We start from the raw sequence: 22,229 nt of genomic DNA on the forward strand, positions 1-22,229 counted from the left end.
AGGATAACCGGGCGGATGGCCAGCACCGGCCGGGAGAGCAGGGTGAGCGGGGTCCGACGGCCATGAGCGGCGCCCCCGCACCGCGCCCGGCAGCCGGCCCGTCAGCCCAGGATCCGCGGCGAGAGCGCCCCGCACGGCACCAGATCCACCTCGGCACCCGCCTCGCGCAGGTCCGTGAGCACCAGCTCGTCGTACATCAGCATGCCGGACTGCTCGGGCCAGGCGATCGCCCACAGCCAGAGCCCGCGCGCCTCGCCCGCGAAGACCGCGCGGTCCGGCGGGGCGCCGTCGACGTGCCACAAGGGGGTGGGGCGGCCCGCGGCGAGCACCTTGGCCTGCGGCGGCTTGTCGACGCACATGTGGGGGCCGGGATCCGGGCCGTCCATCCCGGCGTAGCGCGCACCCAGTCCGACGCCCAGTTCCTCGGCGATCAGCAGGAGTTCGCCCGGTCCGCCCAGCGGTCCGGGGCCCGAGCAGGCCACCGCGGTCGCCCGGCCGCCGCTGCGGTCGTCGCCCGCGTACGCCACGCCTGTGAAGAGCCAGCCGAGCGGCAGCGGCCAGGGCATCCACACCGGCACCTGCGAGCGGTGTACGACGACGCCGAGCGCCTCGACGCTCGGCGGGACGACCGGCTGGAGCGGGTGCACGGTGCCGTGCACGGCGCATTGCCAGGTGTCGGAGAAGAGGCCGGGCGCCCGCACCCGGCCTCCGCACTTCGGACAACTGGGTTCGCCCCTCATAAGGACCAACAGTCCTCCAGGCCCGCCATCGCGTCAAGGACGATCACTCGACCGGTGCTCCCGCTCCGGGAGCCGCCGGTTCGGTCCCTCAGTCCAGCGGTACAGCCGTACTCAGTCCAGCGGTACGGCCGTACGGAGCGGGTCCCGCAGATCCGTACCGTGCCGGAGCCAGCGCTCCTGGAGGGCCTCGGCGCCGTGCACCCGCTTCCAGGCGGCCTCGTTGGGCGTCATCGGCAGGAGCGGCAGGAAACGCACCGGGTCCATGGGGGCGTCCAGTTCGAGGTCCCCGATCAACCCGCCCGGCTCGGCGACCAGGACCGAGGTGAAGGCCGCGCCGGGCCACAGCGGCCCGCCCACGTCCAGCGATCCGCCCGGCGCCACGACCACCCCCTCGACCTGCGGGGAGGCGGCGAGCACGGCGAGCGGCCTGAGCACCTTGTCGGTGTCCGCGCGGCCACCGCGTACGGACAGCACGAGTTCGGCGCGCGGGCCGAGCAAGGGGTCGGCCACCACCGCCGTGGGGTCGGCCATGGGCTGCGCGGACATGCCGAGCGTGACGTACCGCACCACATCGCCGTCCACGAAGCGGAGCACCTCGATACGGTCGGTCCCGAGGAAGGTCACCGCGGCACGCGCGTCCGGCTCGCCCAGGCTCGTCCGCAGCCGTGCTTCGACCAGCTCAAGAACGTCAGACATGCCGTGAGCATAGGACGCGGGCAGACGCGGGCGGGGAGCCGGGGAGTTCGGTATCGACCTGCCCGAGAGTGCTGCCCGAGGTTCGGCGTCGAGGCGCCCGAGGGTTGGGCGTCGAGGCGCCCGAGGGTTGGGTATCGAACAGGCAAAGTAGCGCCTTATCGCATCAGGCGACTGATAGCCTTGCCGTCTGGTCAGCGAATGACGTCGTCCCCCAGCGGGGACCGGCCGGAGGAGGTGGGGCTGCGGTGGATCCGAGTCGACCGTGCAGTACCGATAGTTCTCCCGCCATCCCGCTCGCGCATCGCGTCTCCTGACCCGAGAGCTTCCGTACCCCGCCGCCGCGCGGCGAAACCAGGGAAGCGCCTTTGCGCCCGACGGAGATGACGGAAGAGCGCCTTCGACTCTTTGTTCCGTGTCTCTGCGAACTGCCGTCAGTGTTCCGCACCACGCTCTGCCCGCCCTCCCCGCCCGCCGTCGGCGCGGCGGGGCAGGCATGGCAGCGGACGTACAGTCAACGACGCTTGTACGCCCCCGCCCCGGGCAGCGCCGCGCCGTGCGCCGGAAGCTGACGGCCGGCCCGTGAAGGAGCCAGCCATGTCGATGATCCGCGACCTGCGCGCCGCCGTCCGCCCGTCCCGGCGCCGCGACGCCGCCCCGTACCACTGCGAGGACTCCGCCCCGGCGGTCTGCGTGAACAGCGCCATCGTCGACTGCGGCGTCTACCGCGAGGGGCGCCGGGTGAGCGACCACGTCACCCCGGCCGAGGCGATGGCACAGGTCCGGGCCGGCGGCGGCTTCACCTGGATCGGGCTGCACGAGCCGACGGAGGCCGAATTCGCCGGTATCGCCAAGGAGTTCGGGCTCCACCCGCTCGCCGTCGAGGACGCCGTGCACGCCCACCAGCGGCCCAAGCTGGAGCGCTACGACGACATGCTGTTCACCGTCTTCAAGACGGTCCACTACGTCGAGCACGCCGAGCTGACCGCGACCAGCGAGGTGGTGGAGACCGGCGAGGTGATGTGCTTCACCGGGCGGGACTTCATCGTGACCGTGCGGCACGGCGGCCAGGGCTCGCTGCGGGCGCTGCGGCACCGGCTGCAGGACGACCCGGAGCTGCTGGCCAGGGGGCCGTCCGCGGTGCTGCACGCCATCGCCGACCAGGTCGTCGACGGCTATCTGGCGGTGGCCGACGCCGTCCAGGACGACATCGACGAGGTGGAGATCGACGTCTTCAGCTCGGGGACCAACGGCCGGGGCAACGGCACCAAGGGCTCCGCGAAGGGCGGCGACGCCGGGCGGATCTACCAACTCAAGCGTGAGGTACTGGAGTTCAAGCGCGCAGTGTCGCCGCTGCTGCGGCCGATGCAGCTGCTGAGCGAGCGGCCGATGCGGCTGATCGACTCCGACATCCAGACGTACTTCCGGGACGTGGCCGACCACCTGGCGCGGGTCAACGAACAGGTGCTGTCCTTCGACGACCTGCTCAACTCCATTCTCCAGGCCAACCTCTCCCAGGCGGCGGTCGCGCAGAACGAGGACATGCGCAAGATCACGGCCTGGGCGGCGATCTTCGCGGTACCGACGATGATCGCCGGGATCTACGGCATGAACTTCGACTACATGCCCGAGCTGAAGTGGAAGTACGGCTATCCGGCGGTGCTGGTCGTCACGGTCGCGATCTGCTTCGGCATCCACCGGGGGTTCAAGCGGAACGGGTGGTTGTGACGGGGCCCTCGTTGGGGGGGAGTGACGGCCTGCGGCGGGTGGCGGTGAGCCGGGGCGCGTGGCCCTGAGCCGGAACAGGCGGCCGGGGAGCTCCCGCGGCCGGGCCCATTAGGCTGAGCCGTATGACGGAGACCGTGTCGCAGGCCCTGCAGGATCGGGCGCTCATCGAGGAGGCCACGAAGAAGTCCGGCCTCATCTGGGTGCGGGGGACGACGGGCCCGGCCCGTGCCCTGTGGCACATCTGGCACGACGGCGCCGTATGCCTCGTCGGCGGCCCCGGTGAGCAGCCGCTGGCCGACCTCGGGCTGGCCGACGGCGGCCCGGCGACGGTCACCGTGCGCAGCAAGGACAAGGGCGGCCGGCTGGTCGCCTGGGAGGCCAGGGTCGTCGAGCCGGCGCCGGAGAGCGAGGTCTGGCAGGCCACGGTCGAGGAGCTGAAGGGCAAGCGGCTCAACGCACCGGACGCGGAGTCCCTCACCGCGCGCTGGGCACGTGAGTGCCGGGTGCTGCGTCTGGAGCCGGCCGGCGACGAGGCGGCCCAGCGCCCCGGCCGGATGCCGGAGGACTCACATGCGGCACCGCCGCTGGCATCCGCCGCGATCACCCGTCAGCCCATCCCGGCCGCGCTGCCCCGGCTGCTGCGCCGCGGACGCAAGGGCTGACCGGCGAATTCACCGCCTCTTCCGCAACCGCCTCAACTCAAACCCCACCACGGGAATACGTCCCGCCCTCCACCGCGTTTTGGCCCCGCAGGGGGCCTTACGACCCTTAGGGGATCTGTTCGACCGCCCCGTAAGGGGCAGACCTCGTAAGGGCCCCTGGTGCAGGGCACCCCCCGTACGCTCAGCCGGCGGCGGGGATCTTGCTGCCGTAGTCCACGACCTGGCCCTTGGGCGGGAGCTTGAGGTCCACGCTCTTGCCCCAGTCGGCGAGCCGGACCTCCCCCGCGCCGCCGGCGCGTTGCAGCCGCAGCGGATAGGGCGTGCCCTCCAGCGAGACGTCCAGGGTGCCGCCGGTGCCCCCGCCTGCGGTGAGCCGGATGGTGCGGGTGCCGTCGACGGTGCCGCGGTCACCGGCCGTCAGGTCGCCGTGCAGCCCCAGCAGGCCGGCCAGCAGGGTCTCCTTGTCGGTGAAGCCGCTGAAGCGCTGGTAGACCGGGTCGGCGGCCGGCACCTTCACATACTTGCCGCCGAGCTTGCGCGCCGTTTCGGGGTCGGGGACACCGGACCCGCCGGGCGCACCGCTCTTCCCCGCGGGCTTCCCGCCGGGCTTCCCCTCCGCCTTCTCCCCCGGCTTCCCGCCGCCCTTCTCGGCGGCCTTCTCACCGGCCCAGAAGGCGGCGTCGGCCTTCAGGTAGAGCGCACGGCCGACCCGCAGCAGCTGGAAGCCGGCGGACCGGGTGGTCAGCCCGCCCCGGGCGCCGTCCTTCGCCAGGCTCATGTCGAGCGTGTACGTCACGCCCTTGCTGACGACCTTTCCGGAGAGGTGCACCGTAGCGGCGTGCTCGGCCGCCGCCCGCGCCTTGGCCTCGATCGTCGCGGGCGGCAGCTTCCCCACCCCGTTGGTGCCGGCGTCCGGGTCCTCGCCCGCACAGCCCACCAGCGCCGCGGCCAGCGCCGCGCAGGCCGCCCCCACCAGCACGGCCCGTCCCGTACGACGAACCGCCGACACCGGCGACGGGGGGCGGGGGCCGGCCCCCGGGGGGATTGCGCTCACGTCGGCTCTGCCTCCTGATGCGGGTGACCTCGACAGCAGACGGCAGCGTACCTGGGCCACCGGAACAGCGGCAGCGGCGCGGAGAGGCTCGCGAGGCGTCACCCTGCGGCCTCGCTCCCCGGGGCGGTGGAGACCCGGACGCGTTAGCCTGAACCCGACTTCAGGCCGTATTCCGGTGTATGCCGTATTCGTCCTCCGACTCCGGTTCATGCCGTGCGTCGTACGTCATGCGTCAAGCGCCGGGCGACGAACGACGAGGACGAGAACGGGGACGGGGCGAGACGGGGAGAAGGGCGGCGCTCGGCATGGCGGTGGTGACTCCCCGGATCTTCGTCTCCCATCTCTCCGGCAGCGCCGTCTTCGACCCCAACGGCGACCAGGTCGGCCGGCTGCGGGACCTCGTCGCGCTGCTCCGGGTCGGGGCCCGCCCGCCGCGGCTGCTCGGACTGGTCGTCGAGGTGATCAGCCGGCGCCGGATCTTCGTCCCCATGACCCGGGTGACCGGCGTCGAGTCGGGCCAGATCATCATCACCGGCGTGATCAATATGCGGCGCTTCGAACAGCGGGCGTCGGAGACGCTGGTGCTCGGGGAGCTGCTCGACCGGCGGGTGCGGCTGGTGGAGACCGGCGAGGAGGCCACCGTCCTCGATGTCGGCATCACCCAGCTGCCCGCCCGGCGCGACTGGGAGATCGACAAGGTCTTCGTCCGGAAGGGGAAGGGCGGGGCGCTGCGGCGCAAGGGAGAGGCCCTGACCGTGGAGTGGTCGGCGGTGACCGGCTTCTCGCTGGAGGAGCACGGGCAGGGCGCGGCGAGCCTGCTGGCCACCTTCGAGCAGCTGCGCCCGGCCGACCTGGCCGGTGTCCTGCACCACCTCTCCGCCAAACGGCGCGCCGAGGTCGCCGCGGCGCTCGACGACGACCGGCTCGCCGACGTCCTGGAGGAGCTGCCGGAGGACGACCAGATCGAGATCCTCGGCAAGCTGAAGGACGAGCGGGCCGCGGACGTCCTGGAGGCGATGGATCCGGACGACGCCGCCGACCTGCTCTCCGAGCTGCCGGAGGAGGAGACGGAGCGGCTGCTGGACCTGATGCGGCCGGAGGAGGCGGCGGACGTGCGGCGGCTGATGGCGTACGAGGAGCGCACGGCGGGCGGGCTGATGACCACCGATCCGGTCGTGCTGCGCCCGGCGGCGACCGTCGCGGAGGCGCTGGCCCGGGTACGCGATCCGGACCTCTCCCCCGCGCTCGCCGCCCAGGTCTACGTCTGCCGGCCGCCGGACGAGACCCCCACCGGCAAGTATCTGGGCCTGGTGCACTTCCAACGGCTGCTGCGCGACCCGCCGTTCACCCTCGTCAGCTCGATCGCCGACACCGACCTGCCGCCGCTGCCGCCGGACACCGCGCTGCCGGAGGTGACCGCCTACCTCGCCGCGTACAACATGGTGGCCGCGCCGGTCGTCGACGAGAGCGGTGCCCTGCTGGGCGCGGTCACCGTCGACGACGTCCTGGACCATCTGCTGCCGGAGGACTGGCGGGAGGACGGGCTGCACGGCGAGGGGCTGCACGGTGGTGCGTTGCCCGGTGGTGGAGTGCCCGGTGGTGGAGTGCCCGGCGGCTCCGGTGCGCCCGGCGGCTCCGGTGCGCCCGGCGGCTCCGGTGCGCCCGGCGGGAGGACGGCCCGCGATGGCTCCTGAGGAGCGGGACGGCAGGGAGCGCGGGCGGCCGAACGGCGCCTCGGCGGTCCGGCGGAGCGCCGCCGACGGCCGGCCACGGGTGCGCCTGGACCTCCCGCGCCTGCCACGCCGTACGTTCCTGCCGGAGTACGACCCCGAGCTGTTCGGGCGGATCTCGGAGCGGATCGCCCGCTTCCTGGGCACCTGGCGGTTCATCGCCTGGATGACCGCCACCATCATCATGTGGGTCCTGTGGAACTCGGTCGCGCCCGGCCGGCTGCGGTTCGACGAGTACCCGTTCATCTTCCTGACCCTGGCCCTGTCGTTGCAGGCCTCGTACGCGGCGCCGCTGATCCTGCTGGCGCAGAACCGCCAGGCCGACCGGGACCGGGTCGAGATGGAGCAGGACCGCGTGCAGAACGAGCGCTCCATCGCGGACACCGAGTTCCTCACCCGGGAGATCGCGGCGCTGCGGATGGGCCTGGGCGAGGTCGCCACCCGTGACTGGATCCGTGACGAGATCCAGGACCTGCTGCGGGAGCTGGAGCTACGGCAGCTGGTGGAGGCGGAGGGCGACGAACGCGACCGCTGAGAGCGTGACGCACACGATCACCGCTGAGGGCGTGACGTACACGATCACCGCTGAGGGAGTGACGAACACGATCTCCGACGCGAGTGACGAAGGCGACCGCTGACGGCCTTTCCGGAGGCCGCCTCACGCGGCGTAGCATCGGGGCATGGCTACCGACACGCCCCACCCCAACGGCTCCGCGCCGAGCGAGGACGCGATCCGCGCCGCACTCGCGACGGTGAACGACCCCGAGATCCACCGCCCCATCACCGACCTGGGGATGGTCAAATCGGTGGACATCGCGGCCGACGGCGCGGTGGCGGTCGTGGTCTACCTCACGGTCTCCGGCTGCCCGATGCGCGAGACGATCACCAACTCCGTCCGCGACGCGGTCGCCGGGGTCGAGGGCGTCACCGGCGTCCGGGTCGAGCTGGACGTGATGAGCGACGAGCAGCGCAAGGAGCTGGCCGCCTCGCTGCGCGGCGGCACCGCCGAGCGCGAGGTGCCCTTCGCCAAGCCCGGTTCGCTGACCCGGGTGTACGCCGTCGCCTCCGGCAAGGGCGGCGTCGGCAAGTCGTCGGTGACGGTGAACCTGGCGGCGGCGATGGCGGCGGACGGCCTGAAGGTGGGTGTGGTCGACGCCGACATCTACGGCCACTCCGTACCGCGCATGCTGGGCGCCGACGGCCGCCCGACCCAGGTCGAGAACATGATCATGCCGCCGTCGGCGAACGGCGTGAAGGTCATCTCGATCGGCATGTTCACCCCCGGCAACGCCCCGGTCGTCTGGCGCGGCCCGATGCTGCACCGCGCCCTCCAGCAGTTCCTGGCCGATGTCTACTGGGGTGACCTGGACGTTCTGCTGCTGGATCTGCCGCCGGGCACCGGTGACATCGCCATCTCGGTGGCCCAGCTGGTCCCGAACGCCGAGATCCTCGTCGTCACCACCCCGCAGCAGGCCGCCGCCGAGGTCGCCGAGCGGGCCGGTTCGATCGCGGTGCAGACCCACCAGAAGATCGTCGGCGTGGTCGAGAACATGTCCGGGCTGCCGTGCCCGCACTGCGACGAGATGGTCGACGTCTTCGGCACCGGCGGCGGCGAGCGGGTCGCCGAGGGGCTGACGAGGACGACCGGCGCGCAGGTGCCGGTGCTCGGCTCCATCCCGATCGACGTCCGGCTCCGTGAGGGCGGCGACGAGGGCAAGCCGGTCGTGCTGACCGACCCGGACTCCCCCGCCGGCTCGGCGATCCGCACCATCGCCGGCAAGCTGGGCGGCCGCCAGCGGGGTCTGGCGGGGATGTCGCTGGGGATCACCCCGCGCAACAAGTTCTGAGACGTCCGTCAGGTCGCGCGCCCTGGCTCGTACGGGGGCCCGAGGGGCTCCTTGGTACCTGTTGACGCACGAAGGGGGCGGCCCCCCGGGATCCGCCCCCTTTGTCATGCACCGGCGCACGCGCAGGCTCCGTACGCGCCGAGGTGCCCGGCCGTCCGGGCCGGTCACTCCCGGTACGTCGTGATGTCCTTGACGACAGAGAATCCCAGGCTTTGTCGGTGCGGCCAGCCCCCTGCGCCCTCACGACTGCGCCGTCAGCGCCCGTCACTCCCGGTACGACGTGATGTCCTTGACGACGGAAAATCCCAGGCCGTAGGCGCTCATCCCCCGCCCGTACGCGCCGATGTGCACCGCGTCGGGGCCCTCGCTCGCCGAGCCCGCCAGGACCCAGCCGTACTCGGACTCTCGGTAGGCGAACGAGGTCGGCGCCCCGTCCACCGGCAGCATCAGCTCGCTCCAGCCCCCGCCCCCGAGGTCGTCGGCCAGCTCCCAGGCCAGCATCGTCTGCTGGTCGAGCCAGTCCTGGCGGAGTGAGCGCTCCATCTGCGTCGGCCAGGTGTGGGCGAGCAGCCCCGCGCCGGCGAGCCAGGCGGCCGTCGAGACCGACGTGGCCTCCAGGACACCGGTGCCGTCGGCGCTGCGCCGTACGGGGCGGCTGGCGACCGTCACCACGACCGCGAACCGCTCGTCCTGCGGCGACTCCACCTTGATGGTGGGCTCCTCACCATGCCCGGTGGCGCCGTGTTCGACGGTTCCGTCCGCGGCCGCGCCGACCTGCATCAACCAGCGCGGACCGTTGAATGCCTCGTCGAGGCCGTACCACGGGAACGCTGCCAGCAGGTAGCCGTCGACCTTCCGGCCGGCCGTGGTGGTCGCCTCGTGTTCCGCTGTCCGACTCGTCGTCTCCATCTGCGCGGAGCCTCCTTGTTGCCCTGTGTCGTGGGCGGCCCGCCCCCCTCAGGCGACCAAACCCCGGACACCCGGAGCATAGCCATATGGTCAACACAGCCCGGACAGGCCGGAGTGTGTCAGGTGGCGTCGGCGTCGAACGGCGGACGCTCGTCCGGCCCCGTGTTTCCGGCCTTCTTGAGCAGGTCGGGGCGGCCGGCGGCGGCCGGGGGCTCCTTGGAGAGGCTCAGGGCCGAGCCGCCGTTGGAGGGCGCTGCGGACGAGCCGCTGTCGCGGCCGGTGACGGCGTCGGTGACCTCCGCCATCTCCTGCTTGAAGTCGAAGCCGTTCCGGATCTCGGCGAGCTCCTTGAGGCCGTACTCGTCCTTCTCCAGGACGTGCTTGCGGACGAAGTTCTTGGGCTTGAGGTCCTCGAACTCGAAGTCCTTGAAATCGGGTCCCAGCTCGCTGCGGATGTCTTCCTTGGCGCTGTCGGAGAACTCCCGGATCTTCCGGATGACGCCCATGACGTCCTGGATGACCTTGGGAAGCTTGTCCGGGCCGAAGATGAGCACGGCGAGGACCACGATCGCTACCGCTTCCAGGGGTCCTATATCGAAGAACACCGTGCAGCTCCTTGGGTCATCCGGGTCATCCGCGGCCTCCGTCGGCCCGGGTGCCAGGCCGGCTATCACGGTACCTGGCCCCGGACGCCCCACGGGAGTCACCCGTGCCAACACCGCGCAAACGGTCGGTCCGGCCGGTCGGCGGTGCCGGTCCGGTCAGTCGGCGGTGGAGGACCCCAAGGTGAGCCGCATGGACTGCTCCTTGCCGCCCCGGTGCAGGGTCAGCATCAGCGTGTCGCCCGGCCGGTGGCTCCGGATCCGCACGATCAGTTCCTCACCGCTGTGCACCGTGGCACCGTCCACCTTGGTGATCACATCGCCGGCCCGGATCCCGGCCTTGGCGCCGGGGCCGCCCGGGGAGACCGGCTCCTTACCGCCCTTGCCGCGCCGGCTGACCCGAGCGCCGTCCCCGTCGTACTCCATCTCGAGCGTGACGCCGATCACCGGGTGGGTGGCCCGACCGGTGTTGATCAGCTCCTCCGCCACCCGCTTGGCCTGGTTGACCGGGATGGCGAAGCCCAGTCCTATGCTGCCGCCCTGGCCGCTGTCCGGTCCGCTGCCGGTGTCGGCCGCGCGGATGGCGCTGTTGATGCCGATCACCCGCGCCTTCGCGTCGACCAGCGGACCTCCGGAGTTGCCGGGGTTGATCGGGGCATCGGTCTGCAGCGCGTCCACGTACGAGAGGTCGCTGCCGTCGCCCTTCTCGCCGCCGGCGGTGATCGGGCGCTCCTTGGCGCTGATGATCCCGGCGGTGACGGTGTTGGCGAGGTCGTACGGTGCCCCGATCGCCACGACCGGGTCGCCGACCCGCACCGTGTCGGAGTTCCCGAGCGCGAGCGGCCGCAGTCCGGCGACGCCCTGGACCTGCACGACGGCCAGGTCGTAGCCCCGGTCCCGCCCGATGACCTTGGCCTTCGCGGCCTGTCCCCCGCTGAACGTCACCGAGATCTCACCGCCGGTGCCGGCCGGCTCCACGACGTGGTTGTTGGTGAGGATGTGACCCTGCCGGTCGAGCACGAAACCGGTTCCGGTGCCCTGCTCGGTATTGCCCCGGACGTGGAGGGTGACCACCCCGGGCAGCGCGGCCTGCGCGATCCCGGCGACGCTGCCGGGATTGCGGCCCCCGGCGTCGTCGTCCGCCTGCGGCAGCTCGATGTCGCTGAGCCCGCCGTAGCGCTCCACGTACGCGCCGACGCCGCCGCCGATCCCGCCGGCGAGCAGCGCCAGCGCCACCGCGCCGACGGCCAGCGGCCCGCGGCGGCCACGCCGTGCGGTGGGCGGCGGTACGGCCGGGCCGCCCTGCAGGGGCGCGCTCCAGGGGTCGTACTGCTGCCAGGCGCCCTGCGGGGCGAGGGCGACAAGGGGAGCGGCGGGAGGCGCGGGGGGAGCAGCGGGGGCGGCGGAGGTCCGGTCGGGGCCCTGGCCGGCCGGCGCGGTGACCTGCGGCTGCGGCTGCGGCTGGGCAGGGTCGGCGGGGCTGGTCGGGCCGGTCGGGTGCGGCTGGGCGCCGTCCGGGCCGGCCGGCGGGCGGTCGTCGCCGGGCGCGCCGGGGACGCCTGGAGCGCTTCCCGGGCGGCCGGGCGCTACGGCGGTCCCGCTGCCGCCCGCACCCTGCGGAGCGGCGGGCGGCGGCGACTGCGGGGGGACCGGGTAGCCGGCCGCCGGTGCTGGTGCCGGGGCCGGGGGGCCGTACGGGGGCATGGGCCCGGCGGCCGGCGGCAGCACGGTGCCATGTGCGGGCGTCGCGACCGGTCGTTGCACGGGCGGTGCGGGCGCCCACGGTCCGGGACCGCCATAGGGGGGCGTGCCGTAGGGGTCCTCGGGGTGCAGCGGCTGCGGTCGCTGCGGTGGTACGGACGGTGCGGGCGACGCCGGCAGTGCGCCGGGCGCAGGGGCGGACACCGGCTGCGCCTGGTCCGCCGGCGGCGCGGGGGCCGCTGGGGCCGGTTCCGCACCCGCGCCGGGCGCTTCGGACGCCGACGCCTCCCGCGAGCGGACGCCTCCGTCCGCCGGTTCGCGCACGCCGGATATGGCGGCCGTACCGGACGCATCGGCCGGCGCCGCCCCCGCCGGGCCGTCAGCGGGCGGAATCGCCTGCGGGCCGGCTCCAGCAGGCGGTGTCGCCTCCGGACCGGCTCCGGCGGCCGGCCCGTTGTCCGGGGTGTGTCCCGGACGGCTCCACCACTTCAGCTTCGGCCCGGCAGCCTTCCCGTCGTCCATGTTCTCCCCAGAATTCGCCCGCGTGCGTGCGGGCCACCACCACCTCGCGGCGCATGCCCGGTCAGGGGTGCGCCGCCCCAGGCGATTCAATCAGTTCCGCGCGGGGCCGCGCAGGGGCCGGTCAGCGCTGAGCGGCGGCGGGGCCGTGGGCCGCGGCCGCGGAGCCGAGCAGCGGCCGCCCGGGCTCCAGCGGCGAGGACGGATTCCGGGGTACCGGAGCCCTGTCGGTCGCGGCGACGGGCGGCGCGGGGTGGTACGCCGGGACCGGACGGGTCGCGGCTATCAGGGGCGACAGCGGGCCGAAGTGGCCGGCCGGCCGCGCCACCGCCGACGCGGAGGGCGCGGGCGCGGTGCCGGGACCGTACAGGGCCATGGCGCTGGGTGCCGGCACCGGGGTGGGGCCGCCGGACGTCGGCCACGTCCACTCCCGGGAGGTGCCGGTCCGGAGGAACTCCGAGCTACCGGGCAGCGATCCCCCGTCGGCCGCGGGGCTGACGCCGAGCGGGGTGACGGCCGTACCGCCGCCCTCGCCCCGTCCGCCGCCCGGTTCGACGGCCGCTTCCAGCGGCAGGGCGCCGCCGAGCGCGAAGGCCGCGAGCGAGACCGCGCCGGCCGCCGCGAACGCGAACCGGCGCCGCTGGACCGGCCGTTCGGCGTCCGGGCCGCGGAAACCGCGCGGACGGCCCTGCGCGGGAACGGCGGCCAGCGCACGGCGGGAGTGGCTGTCGGAGGGGACGTACCCGAACGCGCCTCCGCGGTCGTACTCGGCATTCCCGAAACCGCCGGCACCGAGCCGGCTGCCGGGACCGCCGGAGTCGCCGCCGGGCAGCTGCTGCAGGCGCGCCAGCAGCCCCGCGGAGGGGCCCGGGAGCGGCGCCTCGGCGAACACGCTCTTCAGCCGGCGCTGGGCGTCGGCCTCTGCCTTGCACTTCCCGCACGTCGCGAGATGCGCGAGCACCCGCTCGCGCGCGTCATGCCCCAACTCGCCATCGACCAGGGCCGCGAGGCGGTCGCCGAGATGCTGCTCGGCGGGGGACGGACCGCCACTGAGGCTCACGCGATTCCCACCTCCCCGGTGGGCACCACGGCCAGCTGCCGCCGCTCCCGGGTCTCCTCGGCGCGGGTCGCCGGGGCGCGGTGCTTGAGCGCCTTGCGCAGATGGGAGCGGCCGCGGTGGATCCGGCTGCGGACCGTGCCCAGCTTGACGCCGAGCGTCGCGGCGATCTCCTCGTACGACAGGCCCTCGATGTCACACAGGACGACCGCGGCGCGGAACTCGGGCGCGAGGGTGTCCAGCGCCTGCTGGACATCGGCGTCGAAGTGGGTGTCGTCGAACTGCTGCTGCGGCGCGGGCTCACGGCTGGGGAGCTTCTCGGCGGCGTCGTCACCGAGCGCGTCGAAGCGGATGCGCTGCCGGCGGCGGACCATGTCGAGGAAGAGGTTCGTCGTGATGCGGTGCAGCCAGCCCTCGAAGGTGCCGGGGGTGTACGTCGACAGCGAGCGGAAGACGCGGACGAACACCTCCTGGGTGAGGTCCTCGGCGTCGTGCTGATTGCCGGTGAGGCGGTAGGCGAGGCGGTAGACCCGTGCACTGTGGGTGCTGACGATCTCCTCCCAGGTGGGCGGAGTCCACGCCTGCGCATCCGCGTCTGCGGCGAAGGTCGCGGTGCGTGCGGATGGTGCGGTGCGGAAACGGTCAGCGGTGTTGGTCACGGATTTCGGCTCGGAGAACGACCTTCTCAAGCGCCTCAGCACTCCTCGGTCACCCGCCGCAGCCGCACCTCCCCTGGTGGCTCTGGTGGTGTCCAGTAGAGCCCCTACCATATCCGCCTCGCCCGTTAGCTCCGGATAAGCAGATTTGACCTGCATTTGGACCTGCCTCCGGCTGTCCCGTGTGTGGTCCTGATTCTGGCCGCGAGTCCCGTCTCGCACCGTGTTCACCACTGCCATCCCCCCGTCTTTCCCCTGCTCCTCCTTTAACGCCCGGTCCCATCTGCGGGTTCCCGCACGCAGCGGATACAGTCACGGATGCGTCAACTACGGGGACAGGAGAGGGCCATTACCGGCAACCGGCAGACGAGCTTGGCATTCGCCGAGGCGTACGGCGCCGGGACACTCGACGGAACCGCCGAGGCCGCCCTGCGCTGGTCCCGCGACCGCGCACGGGAAGCCGGTATCCGCACCGTGACGGCCGGTACCGGCACGGCCCTGCGCCTGCTCGCCGCCACCGCCGACGCCAAGGCGGTCGCCGAGATCGGCACCGGCACGGGCGTGTCGGGCATCTACCTCCTGGACGGCATGCGGCCCGACGGGGTGCTGACCACCGTGGACTGCGAACCCGAGCGGCAGGCCTGCGCCAAGCAGGCGTTCCGTGAGGCCGGCTTCGCCGGCAACCGCGCCCGCTTCATCCCCGGCCGCGCCCTGGACGTCCTGCCGCGGCTCGCGGACGGCGGGTACGACCTGGTGTTCTGCGACGGCGACCTGATGGAGTACCTGGAGTACCTCGCTGAATCGTTGCGTCTGCTGCGCCCCGGCGGCCTGATCTGCTTCGAAGGCGTCTTCGCCGACGGCCGTACGGTCGACTCGGCGATGCAGCCGACCGAGGTGCTGCGGCTGCGCGAGCTGCTGCGGGCCGTACGGGAGAGCACGGCGCTGGTGCCGTCCCTGCTGCCGGTCGGCGACGGTCTGCTCTGCGCGGCCAAGCGCGGCTGACCTGCGCCGCGGGCGCTGACCCGCGCCGCCGGCAGGGTCCATAGCCGTCCTCCCGGGGAAAGGCCTGCCGCGTCCGGCAAAGGGAACGGCCCCGGCAGGCGGCACGCATCTGCTGCGCGCCGCCTGCCGGGGCCGGGTGGTACGGCTGGGGGCTGCCGGGGCGGTCAGCCCCGGGAATCCACCGGTGTCACCGTCCTCAGACGGCGACCTTCTCCAGGGCCTCACCCAGGGCCTTGGCCTCGTCCGGGGTCAGCTCGACGACGAGCCGTCCGCCGCCTTCGAGCGGAACGCGCATGACGATGCCCCGCCCCTCCTTGGTCACCTCGAGCGGGCCGTCGCCCGTCCGCGGCTTCATGGCCGCCATGCTCGTTCCCCTTCCTGAAACCAGCTCATCTCAGCCGACGGCCCGAATAGGCACGTGTCACCGGCATCGAACACATTGCTTCCAGGCCATTATCCCGCATCGAACGACCCGATGACCAACATCGGGGAGCATCCCTTCGGCAACGCGCTGCCCCAAACCCACCCAATTCGGGGAGCGGGCTGCGATACTCCTCCCTCCCCCGGCCTCCGACGCGGCCGCTTTCTTTGACGTACGTCACATGCGCTCGGCCGGCGATCTCCGGCATCCTGACCTCGGACCGCCGCTGCCGGGCGGTCCGAGCCGCGACGGAGGGGACTACCGACCATGGCCGACACCGTGCTCTACGACGTGACCGACGGACTCGCGACGGTCACGCTCAACCGCCCCGACGCGATGAACGCGCTGAACATCGAGGCCAAGGTGCAGCTGCGGGACACCCTGCGGGAGGCCGCGGCCGACCCTGCCGTCCGCGCCGTGCTGCTGACCGCCACCGGGCGCGCCTTCTGCGTCGGGCAGGACCTCAAGGAGCACATCGGCTTGCTGGAGGAGGACCGCGCGACCGGCTCCGGTACCACCATGAGCACCGTGCGTGAGCACTACAACCCCATCGTGACGGCGCTGACCGAGATGCCCAAGCCGGTGGTCGCGGGCGTCAACGGGGTCGCCGCGGGCGCCGGGGCGGGCTTCGCCCTGGCCGCCGACTACCGCGTCGTCGCCGACTCGGCGTCCTTCAACACCTCCTTCGCGGGTGTCGCGCTGACCGCGGACTCCGGGGTGTCCTGGACGCTGCCCCGGCTGATCGGGCACGGCCGGGCCGCCGATCTGCTGCTCTTCCCACGCAGCGTCAGCGCCCAGGAGGCGTACGAGCTGGGCATCGCCAACAAGGTCGTACCGGCCGATGCGCTGGCGGAGGAGGCGGCGGCGGTCGCCCGGCGGCTGGCCCAGGGCCCGACCGCCGCCTATGCCGCGATCAAGGAATCGCTGGCCTACGGCGCCGGCCACTCGCTTGCCGAGACGCTGGGCAAGGAGGACGAGCTGCAGGTGCGGGCGGGGGCGTCGGAGGACCACCGGATCGCGGTCGACGCGTTCGTGAAGAAAGAGAAGCCGGTCTTCCTGGGCCGCTGACCGGGCGCGGCTCAGCGGAACTCAGCCGGAACTCAGTCGGAACTCAGTCGGAGCTCAGCCAGAACTCAACCGGGACTCAGCCGGAATTCGGCTGGAGCCCGGTCGGAGCTCAGCCGGCGGCCGCCTCCACCGCCGACCGCACATGGCAGTCCGCCAGATGGTCGTTGACCAGACCGCACGCCTGCATCATCGCGTACGCCGTGGTCGGGCCGACGAAGCGGAAGCCACGCTTCTTGAGCTCCTTGGCGAGCGCTGTGGACTCCGGGGTCACGGCCTGCACCTCGGCGACGGTGCGCGGCGCCGGGCGGCCGGCGCGGTCCGGGGCGTAGGACCAGATCAGCTCGTCGAGTTCGCCGGGGGACAGTGCGGCGGCGGCCCGGGCGTTGCCGATCGTCGCGGCGATCTTGGCGCGGTTGCGGATGATGCCGGGGTCGCCGAGCAGCCGCTCGGCGTCCGCGTCCGTGAACCGCGCCACCGTCGCGATCCGGAAGCCGGCGAACGCGGCGCGGAAGCCGGGCCGGCGGCGCAGGATCGTGATCCAGGAGAGCCCGGACTGGAACGCCTCCAGGCTCATCCGCTCGAAGAGCGCGTCGTCGCCGTGCACCGGCAGGCCCCACTCGGTGTCGTGGTACGCGCGGTAGTCGGCCATCCGCTCCGACTCCAAGCCCCACGGACAGCGCGGAACACCGTCCGGCGCCGTCACCACACCCGTCACACCCGTCATGACCGCCCCTCGTCTTCCGGCCGACGCGGGGATTCGGGGGCTCCGCCCGTCTGCGGACCCCCTCCCCCGGCGGGCGCGTCCCCTCCCGGACCACTCCCCGTCGGCCCCGGACCACTCACCGTCGGCCGCGGACCGCTCGCTGTCAGCCCGGGGCCGCCCATCGCCGCGGCATGGGCGCCGGCCAGCGCCGCCTCCAGCTCGGCGATCCGGGCGTCCCGCTCGGCGAGCTCGGCGCCCAGGCGGTCCAGGACGTCGTCCACGTCGTCCATCCGGTAGCCACGGACCGTCACCGGCAGCCGGACGGCCTCCACATCGGCGCGGGCCAGCGGGCGGTCACCGGGCAGCGGGTCGTACAGCCGGTCCGGCTCGGCGTCCCGCAGCCCACCGCCGTCACCGCCGACGACCACGAGCGTGACCGCGGCCACCACCACGACCATCGCGATCAGCAAGAACCAGAACACGACCAACTCCCCGGACTCAGTGTCTGCACCGATCGTGCCATGCGGGTGTGACAGTTAGGGTCGCACCGGACCACGGAGAGGGAGTCAGGGAATGCTGCGGCTGGGAAATCGCGAGTTCGGGGCGCAGGAGCCGGTGATCATGGCCATCGTCAACAGGACCCCGGACTCGTTCTACGACCAGGGCGCCACGTTCCACGACGAGCCCGCGCTCGCCCGCGTGGAGCAGGCGGTGGCCGACGGCGCCGCGATCATCGACATCGGCGGCGTCAAGGCCGGCCCCGGCGAGGAGGTGAGCGCCGAGGAGGAGGCCCGCCGTACCGTCGGGTTCGTCGCCGAGGTGCGCAAGCGCTTCCCCGACGTGGTGATCAGCGTCGACACCTGGCGGCACGAGGTCGGCGAGGCGGTCTGCGAGGCCGGCGCGGATCTGCTCAACGACGCCTGGGGCGGCGTCGATCCGCGGCTCGCGGAGGTCGCGGCGCGCTACGGCGCCGGGCTGGTGTGCACCCACGCGGGCGGCGCCGAGCCGCGCACCCGGCCGCACCGGGTGACGTACGACGACGTGATGGCCGACATCCTGCGGGTGACGCTCGGACTGGCCGAGCGGGCCGTGGAGTTGGGCGTGCGGCGCGACGCGATCCTCATCGATCCGGGGCACGACTTCGGCAAGAACACCCGGCACAGCCTGGAGGCCACCCGCCGGCTGGGCGAGATGACGGACACCGGCTGGCCGGTGCTGGTCTCCCTGTCCAACAAGGACTTCGTCGGGGAGACGCTCGACCGCCCGGTCAAGGAGCGCGTCCTGGGCACCCTGGCCACCACCGCCGTCTCGGCCTGGCTGGGCGCCCAGGTCTACCGCGTCCACGAAGTCGCCGAAACCCGCCAGGTACTGGACATGGTCGCCGCCATCGCCGGCCACCGCCCCCCGGCAGTCGCCCGCCGCGGCCTGGCCTGATCGCCCCCCGGGGCCCCTCCCCCTGATCGCCCCCGGGCCCCTCCCTCCCCGGTCTCCGCCCCCTGAGCCCGCTCGCCGGCTGTCCCGCGCCGCGGGAATACCGCCGGCCCCCGCCCCGTTGTGGCCCCACAGGGGGCGCTCGCGACCCTTAGGGGATCTGTTCGACCGCCCCCTAAGGGCCCCGGACGACCGGACAAGGGGTCCGGACAAGGGGTCCGGACAAGGGACCCGGCCCCCTAGAGCCCGACCTCCTTCGTCAGCAGCGTGACCGCCTCGTCCACGTCGTCGCTGAGGCGGAAGAGCTCCAGGTCGTGCATCGACGCCTTGCCCTCGGCGATCAGGGTGTCGCGCAGCCAGTCGACCAGCCCGCTCCAGTAGGCCGTGCCGAACAGCACGATCGGGAAGCGGGTGACCTTGCGGGTCTGGACGAGGGTGAGCGCCTCGAAGAGCTCGTCGAGGGTGCCCAGTCCGCCGGGGAGCACCACGAACCCGCGGGCGTACTTCACGAAGCAGGTCTTCCGCACGAAGAAGTACCGGAAGTCCACGCCGAGGTTCACATAGTCGTTCATGCCCTGCTCGAAGGGCAGCTCGATGCCCAGGCCCACGGAGACGCCGCCCGCCTCCTTGGCGCCCTTGTTGGCCGCCTCCATCGCCCCCGGGCCGCCCCCGGTGATCACCGCGAACCCGGCGTCCACCAGGGCCCGCCCGATCCGTACGCCGGCGTCGTACTCCTTGGAGTCGCGCGGCGTACGGGCCGAACCGAAGACGCTGACGGCCGGGCCCAGCTCGGCGAGCGCGCCGAAGCCCTCGACGAACTCCGACTGGATGCGCATCACGCGCCAGGGGTCGGTGTGCACCCACTCGGAGGGACCCACGGAGTCCAGCAGCCGCTGGTCCGTGGTCCCGGCCTGCACCTGGTCGTGGCGGCGCAGTACGGGACCCAGCCGCTGCTCCTCGGGGACCGGTGCTCCCTGGGGACTGGCCATGACGTGCTCCCTCCGCAGACAGATCGTTTGCCGTTTCAGCGTAGATCCATCGGAGATCACCCGATGTGAACGTCCGGGTGAACGTCCGGCGTCAGGCCGTCAGCCAGGCCCGCAGCCGCTCCTCGCAGTGCAGGATGCGGTCGGTCTCGACCCGTTCGTCCCTCTTGTGCGCCAGCAGCGGGTCCCCGGGGCCGTAGTTGACGGCCGGCACGCCCAGGGCGCTGAAGCGGGAGACGTCGGTCCAGCCGAACTTGGGCATCGCCCGGCCGCCGACGGCCTCCAGGAAGGCCTTGGCCGCCGGGTGCGACAGTCCGGGCAGCGCACCCGGGGAGTGGTCGTCGATGACGAACTCGTCCACGGGGCAGTCCGCGAAGACCTCGCGTACATGGGCGACGGCCTCGTCCGGGGTGCGGTCGGGCGCGTAGCGGAAGTTGACGGTGACCGTGCAGGCGTCGGGGATCACGTTGCCGGCGACCCCGCCCGCGATACCGACGGCGTTGAGGCCCTCACGGTATTCGAGTCCGTCGATCACCGGGCGGCGCGGCTGGTACGCGGCGAGCTTCGCCAGGATCGGGGCGGCGGCGTGGACCGCGTTGGCGCCCATCCAGCCGCGGGCGGAGTGCGCGCGCTCCCCGGTGGTGCGCAGCAGGACCCGCAGGGTGCCCTGGCAGCCGCCCTCCACCTGGCCGTCGGAGGGCTCCAGGAGGACGGCGAAGTCTCCGGCGAGCCAGTCCGGGTGGGCTTCGGCGACCCGGCCGAGGCCGTTGAGGTGCGCGGCGACCTCCTCCTGGTCGTAGAAGACGAAGGTGAGGTCGCGGTTGGGCGCCGGGACCGTGGCCGCCATCCGCAGCTGGACGGCGACCCCGGACTTCATGTCACAGGTCCCGCAGCCCCACAGGACACCGTCCTCGTCGAGCCGGGACGGCACGTTGTCCGCGATCGGGACGGTGTCGAGGTGCCCGGCGAGCACCACCCGCTCGGCACGGCCCAGCCGCGTACGGGCCACGACGTTGTTTCCGTACCGGTCGACGGTGAGATGGGGCAGGGCGCGCAACGCCTGCTCGACGGCGTCGGCGAGGTCCTTCTCCTGGCCGCTCTCCGAGGGGAAGTCGACCAGCTGCGCGGTGAGCGCGGCGGCGTCGAGCGACAGGTCGAGGGCGGTGGGGTGTGTGGAGCGCTCCATGGATCCGACCCTATCGGCAGCACTCCAGTACGGTGGGCGCGTGTCAGCCAAGCCCGTTCTCCCCGCCCGTCGCTCACGTCTCTGGCGTACCGCCGCGGCCCTCGCCGTACTGCTCGGGCTGGCCGGCTACCTGCTGGTGCAGTACATCACCGGCGGGCCGGGGGCGCCGGTCTGTACGGTGCGCGCCGAGGGGGACGAGGAGGAGTACGAGCTCTCCCCGGAGCAGGCCGCGAACGCCGCGACGATCTCGGCGGTGGCGTCCGCCCGCGGGCTGCCGGAGCGGGCGGTGACCATTGCGCTGGCGACCGCCATGCAGGAGTCCGGGCTGCGCAACATCGATTACGGCGACCGGGACTCCGTCGGCCTCTTCCAGCAGCGGCCGTCCCAGGACTGGGGCACCGTGCGGCAGATCATGGACCCGGTCTACTCCGCCGGTGAGTTCTACCAGCATCTGGCGAAGGTGCCCGGCTACTCCCGGCTGCCGCTGACCGTCGCCGCGCAGAAGGTGCAGCGCAGTGGCTATCCGCAGGCGTACGCCAAGCACGAGGCGAACGCCGCGCGGCTCACCGGAGCGCTCACCGGCCGCGACCCGGGCGCGATGACCTGCACCGAGAGCCGCCCGGTGGACAGCGAGCCGGGTGGCGCGGCGGCGGTGCGGACGAAGCTGGTGCGGGAGTTCGGCCCCGCGGTGCTGCCGCGGACGGACGGCGCCGGCGGGCGCGGCGCCGGCGGCGGGGGGCAGACCCTCACCGTGCCGGTGCAGCGGTCGGGGGCGGGGTCCGACGGCGACACCACGCGGCGCGGCTGGGAGCTGGCGACGTGGGCGATGGCGCACGCCGCCGAGCTGCGCATCGAACAGATCTCGTACGCCGGCCGGATGTGGTCGGCGGACGACGCGGGGAAGGGCTGGCAGCGCCGGCCGGAATCCGGTCCGGAATCCGGTTCCGCGTCGGCCGAGCGGGGCGTTCGTATCATCACCGCGAAGTAATTCCATCACCCCGGAATATTCCGCCGGTACGCGGGCGGGGGCGAGGGAATGCAAGAGAGAGCAATTCCCGGCAGAAAAGCGGAAGTTACCGAAACCCGGTCCGCACCGCCCCGCCAATTCCCTTGCGCGCGTGGGGACATGACGCTTCCCGGCCCTCGCGAGCGGCACGCATATTGCCCTTCTTTCGCACGGCCGATAATGCAACGCGTTACCAACTCTTTACCTTAATTCACCGCAACCTTCGGGGGTCTGACGCGGTAGTCAATGCGTCCGCCAGGCGGACATGGCACATCTGTCAGAAGTACGAGTCCTTCTCCGTAAAAGGAGCACCATGTCCCTCCCCGTTACGCGTCGGATCGCCCGAGCCGCCCTGCTCGTCGCAGCAGGCGCCGCTCCCGTGGTCGCTGCGGCCGGCTCCGCGAGCGCCGCGGAACTGCCCGCCAAGGCGCCCGGCCTGGGCGGACTGACCGCGCCCCTGGACTCCCAGAACACCAGCAAGTCCCTCGACCGCGGCACGCGCGACGGCGTCGACGTGGTGAACGCCAC

Annotated in this window: 22 protein-coding genes and 1 pseudogene; 10 read left to right on the plus strand and 13 right to left on the minus strand. The window is 72.8% G+C overall.

Going from position 1 to position 22,229, the window contains the following annotated elements; genetic code table 11:
* Positions 1–101: 101 nt before the first annotated feature.
* Positions 102–740, minus strand: coding sequence for a DUF6758 family protein (locus tag ACFY12_RS02595; protein WP_066926462.1), 639 nt, complete (start codon positions 738–740; stop codon positions 102–104).
* Between the two features lie 111 nt (positions 741–851).
* The gene (locus ACFY12_RS02600) at positions 852–1,436 is read right to left on the minus strand and encodes a suppressor of fused domain protein (protein ID WP_390713851.1); all 585 of its coding nucleotides are present in this window, start codon (positions 1,434–1,436) and stop codon (positions 852–854) included.
* 594 nt (positions 1,437–2,030) lie between these two features.
* Between ACFY12_RS02600 and ACFY12_RS02605 the strand changes: the two genes are divergently transcribed.
* Entirely contained in the window at positions 2,031–3,161 is a 1,131-nt protein-coding gene (locus tag ACFY12_RS02605; RefSeq protein WP_390713852.1) for a magnesium and cobalt transport protein CorA, read from the plus strand.
* Between the two features lie 122 nt (positions 3,162–3,283).
* The gene (locus ACFY12_RS02610; RefSeq protein WP_390713853.1) at positions 3,284–3,823 is read left to right on the plus strand and encodes a hypothetical protein; all 540 of its coding nucleotides are present in this window, start codon (positions 3,284–3,286) and stop codon (positions 3,821–3,823) included.
* A 181-nt stretch (positions 3,824–4,004) separates the two neighbouring features.
* Here ACFY12_RS02610 and ACFY12_RS02615 read toward each other — a convergent pair whose 3' ends face one another.
* The gene (locus ACFY12_RS02615; protein ID WP_390713854.1) at positions 4,005–4,877 is read right to left on the minus strand and encodes a hypothetical protein; all 873 of its coding nucleotides are present in this window, start codon (positions 4,875–4,877) and stop codon (positions 4,005–4,007) included.
* 305 nt (positions 4,878–5,182) lie between these two features.
* Between ACFY12_RS02615 and ACFY12_RS02620 the strand changes: the two genes are divergently transcribed.
* The 3 genes from ACFY12_RS02620 to ACFY12_RS02630 all read left to right on the plus strand — a co-directional run bounded on the left by ACFY12_RS02620 (position 5,183) and on the right by ACFY12_RS02630 (position 8,454).
* Entirely contained in the window at positions 5,183–6,571 is a 1,389-nt protein-coding gene (locus ACFY12_RS02620) for a magnesium transporter MgtE N-terminal domain-containing protein (protein WP_390713855.1), read from the plus strand.
* Positions 6,561–7,142 (plus strand): DUF1003 domain-containing protein, encoded by a 582-nt coding sequence (locus tag ACFY12_RS02625; RefSeq protein WP_390713856.1) that lies wholly within the window; start codon positions 6,561–6,563, stop codon positions 7,140–7,142. Before ACFY12_RS02620 ends, ACFY12_RS02625 begins: the two co-directional genes overlap by 11 nt.
* A gap of 145 nt (positions 7,143–7,287) precedes the next feature.
* On the plus strand, positions 7,288–8,454 hold the full coding sequence (locus ACFY12_RS02630) for an Mrp/NBP35 family ATP-binding protein (RefSeq protein ID WP_390713857.1): 1,167 nt from the start codon (positions 7,288–7,290) through the stop codon (positions 8,452–8,454).
* A 264-nt stretch (positions 8,455–8,718) separates the two neighbouring features.
* Here ACFY12_RS02630 and ACFY12_RS02635 read toward each other — a convergent pair whose 3' ends face one another.
* The 5 genes from ACFY12_RS02635 to sigE all read right to left on the minus strand — a co-directional run bounded on the left by ACFY12_RS02635 (position 8,719) and on the right by sigE (position 14,012).
* Positions 8,719–9,363 (minus strand): hypothetical protein, encoded by a 645-nt coding sequence (locus tag ACFY12_RS02635; RefSeq protein ID WP_390713858.1) that lies wholly within the window; start codon positions 9,361–9,363, stop codon positions 8,719–8,721.
* Between the two features lie 119 nt (positions 9,364–9,482).
* On the minus strand, positions 9,483–9,968 hold the full coding sequence (locus ACFY12_RS02640) for a sec-independent translocase (RefSeq protein ID WP_390713859.1): 486 nt from the start codon (positions 9,966–9,968) through the stop codon (positions 9,483–9,485).
* Positions 9,969–10,124: 156 nt separating this feature from the next.
* Positions 10,125–12,188 (minus strand): S1C family serine protease, encoded by a 2,064-nt coding sequence (locus ACFY12_RS02645; protein ID WP_390713860.1) that lies wholly within the window; start codon positions 12,186–12,188, stop codon positions 10,125–10,127.
* A gap of 121 nt (positions 12,189–12,309) precedes the next feature.
* Positions 12,310–13,245, minus strand: a complete 936-nt coding sequence (locus ACFY12_RS02650; RefSeq protein ID WP_390713861.1) for an anti-sigma factor family protein — start codon at positions 13,243–13,245, stop codon at positions 12,310–12,312.
* Complete coding sequence (gene sigE / locus ACFY12_RS02655; protein ID WP_390713862.1) at positions 13,242–14,012, minus strand: RNA polymerase sigma factor SigE; 771 nt, start codon at positions 14,010–14,012, stop codon at positions 13,242–13,244. The genes ACFY12_RS02650 and sigE overlap by 4 nt, the downstream gene beginning before the upstream one ends.
* Before the next feature lie 204 nt (positions 14,013–14,216).
* Here sigE and ACFY12_RS02660 point away from each other — a divergent pair, with 204 nt between their 5' ends.
* Entirely contained in the window at positions 14,217–14,900 is a 684-nt protein-coding gene (locus ACFY12_RS02660; protein WP_390713863.1) for an O-methyltransferase, read from the plus strand.
* A gap of 196 nt (positions 14,901–15,096) precedes the next feature.
* Here ACFY12_RS02660 and ACFY12_RS02665 read toward each other — a convergent pair whose 3' ends face one another.
* Positions 15,097–15,264 carry a DUF3117 domain-containing protein gene (locus ACFY12_RS02665; RefSeq protein WP_079123638.1) on the minus strand — a complete coding sequence of 56 codons (168 nt, stop codon included), beginning with the start codon at positions 15,262–15,264 and terminating at the stop codon, positions 15,097–15,099.
* Positions 15,265–15,588: 324 nt separating this feature from the next.
* Here ACFY12_RS02665 and ACFY12_RS02670 point away from each other — a divergent pair, with 324 nt between their 5' ends.
* Positions 15,589–16,389, plus strand: coding sequence for an enoyl-CoA hydratase/isomerase family protein (locus tag ACFY12_RS02670; protein WP_390713864.1), 801 nt, complete (start codon positions 15,589–15,591; stop codon positions 16,387–16,389).
* A 109-nt stretch (positions 16,390–16,498) separates the two neighbouring features.
* Here ACFY12_RS02670 and ACFY12_RS02675 read toward each other — a convergent pair whose 3' ends face one another.
* Both ACFY12_RS02675 and ACFY12_RS02680 read right to left on the minus strand, forming a co-directional pair.
* Positions 16,499–17,113, minus strand: a complete 615-nt coding sequence (locus tag ACFY12_RS02675) for a DNA-3-methyladenine glycosylase I (RefSeq protein ID WP_390713865.1) — start codon at positions 17,111–17,113, stop codon at positions 16,499–16,501.
* Positions 17,110–17,574: a DivIVA domain-containing protein gene (locus tag ACFY12_RS02680; RefSeq protein WP_390713866.1), complete on the minus strand. Its 465-nt coding sequence runs from the start codon at positions 17,572–17,574 to the stop codon at positions 17,110–17,112. The genes ACFY12_RS02675 and ACFY12_RS02680 overlap by 4 nt, the downstream gene beginning before the upstream one ends.
* 91 nt (positions 17,575–17,665) lie before the next feature.
* Between ACFY12_RS02680 and folP the strand changes: the two genes are divergently transcribed.
* On the plus strand, positions 17,666–18,526 hold the full coding sequence (folP, locus tag ACFY12_RS02685; RefSeq protein WP_390713867.1) for a dihydropteroate synthase: 861 nt from the start codon (positions 17,666–17,668) through the stop codon (positions 18,524–18,526).
* Positions 18,527–18,762: 236 nt separating this feature from the next.
* Here folP and ACFY12_RS02690 read toward each other — a convergent pair whose 3' ends face one another.
* Together ACFY12_RS02690 and dapE are read right to left on the minus strand one after the other, a co-directional pair.
* Positions 18,763–19,512 carry a TIGR00730 family Rossman fold protein gene (locus ACFY12_RS02690; protein ID WP_390713868.1) on the minus strand — a complete coding sequence of 250 codons (750 nt, stop codon included), beginning with the start codon at positions 19,510–19,512 and terminating at the stop codon, positions 18,763–18,765.
* Between the two features lie 91 nt (positions 19,513–19,603).
* On the minus strand, positions 19,604–20,695 hold the full coding sequence (gene dapE / locus ACFY12_RS02695) for a succinyl-diaminopimelate desuccinylase (protein WP_390713869.1): 1,092 nt from the start codon (positions 20,693–20,695) through the stop codon (positions 19,604–19,606).
* A gap of 40 nt (positions 20,696–20,735) precedes the next feature.
* Between dapE and ACFY12_RS02700 the strand changes: the two genes are divergently transcribed.
* Together ACFY12_RS02700 and ACFY12_RS02705 are read left to right on the plus strand one after the other, a co-directional pair.
* Positions 20,736–21,683 carry a heavy metal transporter gene (locus ACFY12_RS02700; RefSeq protein ID WP_390713870.1) on the plus strand — a complete coding sequence of 316 codons (948 nt, stop codon included), beginning with the start codon at positions 20,736–20,738 and terminating at the stop codon, positions 21,681–21,683.
* 331 nt (positions 21,684–22,014) lie between these two features.
* A pseudogene (locus tag ACFY12_RS02705) lies at positions 22,015–22,174 on the plus strand (ATP-binding protein); the annotation flags it as partial.
* Positions 22,175–22,229 lie beyond the last annotated feature (55 nt).

It is taken from the genome of Streptomyces sp. NPDC001339 (assembly GCF_042895955.1).
Taxonomy (GTDB): domain Bacteria; phylum Actinomycetota; class Actinomycetes; order Streptomycetales; family Streptomycetaceae; genus Streptomyces.

Excerpts from the sequence above, each read along its gene's own strand:
- ACFY12_RS02595 (WP_066926462.1), bottom strand. The coding sequence starts at position 740 with ATGAGGGGCGAACCCAGTTGTCCGAAGTGCGGAGGCCGGGTGCGGGCG.
- ACFY12_RS02600 (WP_390713851.1), bottom strand. The coding sequence starts at position 1,436 with ATGTCTGACGTTCTTGAGCTGGTCGAAGCACGGCTGCGGACGAGCCTG.
- ACFY12_RS02605 (WP_390713852.1), top strand. The coding sequence starts at position 2,031 with ATGTCGATGATCCGCGACCTGCGCGCCGCCGTCCGCCCGTCCCGGCGC.
- ACFY12_RS02610 (WP_390713853.1), top strand. The coding sequence starts at position 3,284 with ATGACGGAGACCGTGTCGCAGGCCCTGCAGGATCGGGCGCTCATCGAG.
- ACFY12_RS02620 (WP_390713855.1), top strand. The coding sequence starts at position 5,183 with ATGGCGGTGGTGACTCCCCGGATCTTCGTCTCCCATCTCTCCGGCAGC.
- ACFY12_RS02625 (WP_390713856.1), top strand. The coding sequence starts at position 6,561 with ATGGCTCCTGAGGAGCGGGACGGCAGGGAGCGCGGGCGGCCGAACGGC.
- ACFY12_RS02630 (WP_390713857.1), top strand. The coding sequence starts at position 7,288 with ATGGCTACCGACACGCCCCACCCCAACGGCTCCGCGCCGAGCGAGGAC.
- ACFY12_RS02635 (WP_390713858.1), bottom strand. The coding sequence starts at position 9,363 with ATGGAGACGACGAGTCGGACAGCGGAACACGAGGCGACCACCACGGCC.
- ACFY12_RS02645 (WP_390713860.1), bottom strand. The coding sequence starts at position 12,188 with ATGGACGACGGGAAGGCTGCCGGGCCGAAGCTGAAGTGGTGGAGCCGT.
- sigE (WP_390713862.1), bottom strand. The coding sequence starts at position 14,012 with ATGGTAGGGGCTCTACTGGACACCACCAGAGCCACCAGGGGAGGTGCG.
- ACFY12_RS02660 (WP_390713863.1), top strand. The coding sequence starts at position 14,217 with ATGCGTCAACTACGGGGACAGGAGAGGGCCATTACCGGCAACCGGCAG.
- ACFY12_RS02665 (WP_079123638.1), bottom strand. The coding sequence starts at position 15,264 with ATGGCGGCCATGAAGCCGCGGACGGGCGACGGCCCGCTCGAGGTGACC.
- ACFY12_RS02670 (WP_390713864.1), top strand. The coding sequence starts at position 15,589 with ATGGCCGACACCGTGCTCTACGACGTGACCGACGGACTCGCGACGGTC.
- ACFY12_RS02675 (WP_390713865.1), bottom strand. The coding sequence starts at position 17,113 with ATGACGGGTGTGACGGGTGTGGTGACGGCGCCGGACGGTGTTCCGCGC.
- folP (WP_390713867.1), top strand. The coding sequence starts at position 17,666 with ATGCTGCGGCTGGGAAATCGCGAGTTCGGGGCGCAGGAGCCGGTGATC.
- ACFY12_RS02690 (WP_390713868.1), bottom strand. The coding sequence starts at position 19,512 with ATGGCCAGTCCCCAGGGAGCACCGGTCCCCGAGGAGCAGCGGCTGGGT.
- dapE (WP_390713869.1), bottom strand. The coding sequence starts at position 20,695 with ATGGAGCGCTCCACACACCCCACCGCCCTCGACCTGTCGCTCGACGCC.